Origin of the sequence: Embleya sp. NPDC005575 (assembly GCF_040605455.1) — a bacterium.
In the GTDB taxonomy this organism is placed as follows: domain Bacteria; phylum Actinomycetota; class Actinomycetes; order Streptomycetales; family Streptomycetaceae; genus Embleya.
This window is the reverse complement of record NZ_JBEXCV010000317.1, coordinates 1-3,151: the sequence shown is the minus strand read 5'-3', so window position 1 is coordinate 3,151 and position 3,151 is coordinate 1. Positions and strand designations below refer to the sequence as shown.

General features: G+C 68.8%; 2 protein-coding genes. Both read right to left on the bottom strand.

The features are described from left to right. The coding region (locus tag ABZS54_RS42585; RefSeq protein WP_355548732.1) for a condensation domain-containing protein at positions 1 to 894 on the bottom strand (894 nt) is incomplete at its 3' end. A gap of 60 nt (positions 895 to 954) precedes the next feature. Continuing rightward, a partial coding sequence (locus tag ABZS54_RS42580) for an amino acid adenylation domain-containing protein (protein WP_355548729.1) occupies positions 955 to 3,151 on the bottom strand: 2,197 nt, incomplete at its 5' end.

The following is a 3,151-nucleotide window of genomic DNA, read 5'->3' as shown; positions in this document are numbered from 1 at the left end:
GCTGTACTTCGACAACAACACCTGGAAGACGGCGAGCAGGGTCATGAACAGGCTCGCGCCCTCCCCCGCACCGATCGCCTTCACCCGATCCGCGAGTTCCGCCCCGATGGTGAACGTGACCGCGTCCCCGCCGTCGCTCCGAACCACGGGTCGCCGGTGGTCGGTGGGTAGCTCCAGCGGCTCCAGGCCGGCCAACGCCGCCCGCCAATAGCCGAGTTGTCGATCGAGCACATCACCGGTCAACCACTGGCGCTGCCATTGCGAGAAGTCGGCGTACTGCAGGGCCGGCGGTTCCGGCACCTTCACCGCGGCCGTACCGGCCCCGAGAGCCGCCGCGTATCCATCTCGCAGTTCGCGGCCGATGATGCCTTCGGACCAGCCGTCGGAGACGATGTGGTGCATCGTGATCAGCAGGTACTGCTCAGCGTCCGCCACCCGGACCACGTCCGCCCGCAGCAGGCGGCCCGTCGCCAGGTCGAACGGTCGACCCGCCCGGGCCTTGAGGAGCTCCTGTGCCCGGCTCTCCCGGGTGCCCGCGTCGGTCGTATCGCGCAGGTCGTGTTCGGTGACGGTCACCCGCCAGGGAGCGTCGACCACCTGGGTCGGCTCACCCCCCTCGTCGGCAACGAAGCGGGTACGCAGAATCTCGTGCCGGGCGACCAGGCCCGTCAGGGCGGTCTCCAGCGCGGGCAGCTGCAACGGGCCCTCGACGTGCAGGCCGAACGGTATGAGGTATTCGGCGCCGCCGGGTGCCAACCGGTCCAGAAACCACAGTCGTTGCTGCGCGAAGGACAGACGCAGCGGACCGGACGTCTCCCGGCGCGAAATGCGGCCGCTGTTCGCGCGCTGCCGCATCCGGGACAGCAGCCGTGCCTCGAGTGACTTCTCGCCCATGATGTTCGTTTCCCATCTATCCACGCGCTCGCGAAAGGACGATTTCGATGATTCCGACGATTACTGGGACGGCTGGTCTTCCGTTTCGAACAATTCGATGAGCTGGGTCTTGATACCGGCGATCGAGGGCAGCAGGAAAAGCTTCCGCAGACTCACCCGTACGCCGGTCGACATCTCGATTCGGTTGACCAATTGGGTGGCGAGGAGGGAATGGCCGCCGAGTTCGAAGAAACTTTCATGCCTGCCGACCCGCTCGACACCGAGAATCTCCGCCATGAGCCGGGCAATCTCTTCCTCGATCTCGCCCTCGGGGCCCACGAAATCCACTTCTCGGACGCCGATTTCACCGTCGGGCGCGGGCAGTGTCTTGTGGTCGACCTTGCCGTTCGAGGTGAGCGGCAGCGCGTCGAGTGCCACGAATGCGGCCGGTGTCAGGGCGCGCGGCAGGGTCTCGGCGCACCAGGCCCGCAACTCCGGTACCTCGATGGTCCGCTCGGGCGCAGGTACGCAGTAGGCGGTCAGGCGCTTGTCGCCGGGGTTGTCCTCGCGGACCACCACCGCACAACTCCCGATGGTCGGGTGGGTGAGCAACATGGCCTCGACCTCGCCGAGTTCGATCCGCACGCCGCGTAGCTTCACCTGCCGGTCGGCCCGACCGAGCAGGTCCAGGTCGCCGGTGGGGGTGAACCTGCCGAGGTCGCCGGTGCGGTACATTCTGGCGTCCGCGCCGCCCGTGAACGGGTCGGTCACGAAGCGCTCGGCGGTCAGTTCGGGGCGGTTGTGGTATCCGCGGCCCACGCTCGCTCCGCCCAGGAACACCTCGCCCGCGACGCCCGGCGGCACCGGTCGGCCGGCTCGGTCGAGTACGTAGACGGTCTGGTTGATCATCGGCCGACCGGCCCGCACGGGGCCGAGCGGATCGATTCGGGAGGCACGCCAGAACGTGGTGTCCACCGACACCTCGGTGGCGCCGTACAGGTTGATCAGATCGCCGGGGAAGCGCTCGACGAACCGGCTCACCAGGGTCGGCTGGAGCGGCTCGCCGCTGGCGAAGGCGTAGCGCAGGTGGGTGCAGTCCTCGGCGCGCACCTCGGCGACGAACAGCTCCAGCAGGCTGGGCACGAAGTGCAGGCCGACGATCCGGTGTTCGCGCATCAACCCGTTGACGTGACGCATGTCCAGGCGTTCCGAACCGGGCACCAGTACGACGTTCGCGCCGCGCCACAGCGGCCAGAAGATCTCGTAGGCGGACACGTCGAAGGACAGCGGTGTCGCCTGGAGGAAGCCCTCCCCCTCGGTGATCGGGAACTCGTGCTGCATGCCCGCGAGATAGTTGACAACGCCCTGGTGCTCGATGCGCACGCCCTTGGGTCGGCCGGTGGAGCCGCTCGTGTAGATGACGTAGGAGAGGTCGTGCGGCCCGGCGGTCGGGACGGGGTTGTCGGCCGGTTGCCCCGCGATCGCGGCCCGGTCGCGGTCGAGCGCGAGGTACGCGGTGCCCGCGGGCAGCCGGTCCGCGTGGCTCGTGTGCGTCACCACGAGCGGCGTCGCGGTGTCCTCGACCAGATAGGCGAGCCGGTCGGCGGGGTGGTCCGGGTCCAGGGGGACATAGGCGGCGCCGGCCTTGAGGATCCCGAGCAGCGCCCAGACCATCTCGGGGCTGCGGTCGAGGCATACGCCGACCGGGGTATCCGGTGCGATGTCGTGGTGGGCGCGCAGGTGGTGGGCGAGCCGGTTGGCCCGCTCGTTGAGCTCCCGGTAGGTCAGGGTGTCGGATCCACAGGTCACCGCGACGGCTTCCGGGGACAGTTCGGCGCGTTCCTCGAAGAGCCGGTGGATGGTCGCGGTGTCCGGGTAGTCGGTGGCGGTGTCGTTCCACTCGACGAGGATCCGCCGCCGCTCCGCCGGGTCGAGCGGATCCAGGTCCGACAGCCGCGCGTCGGGCCGGGTGCTCGCCGCGGCGAGCAGGGTGCTGAAGTGTCCGACGAGGTGGTCCATCGTGGTCCGGTCGAACAGGTCCGTGGTGTAGACGATCGCACCGTCGAGGCCGCCGTCCGGCGCTTCGGCGAGGTACATGGACAGGTCGAACTTCGCGTCGTGCGTCGTGGTGGGAATCGGTTCGACGCGAAGGCCGGGCAGGTTCCAGGCATCACCGTCCGGAGCGTTCTGGAGCACGAACATGGTCTGGAAGAGCGGGTTGCGGGACAGGTCCCGCTCCGGCGCCAGCTCCTCCACGAGCCGCTCGAACGGCAGATCC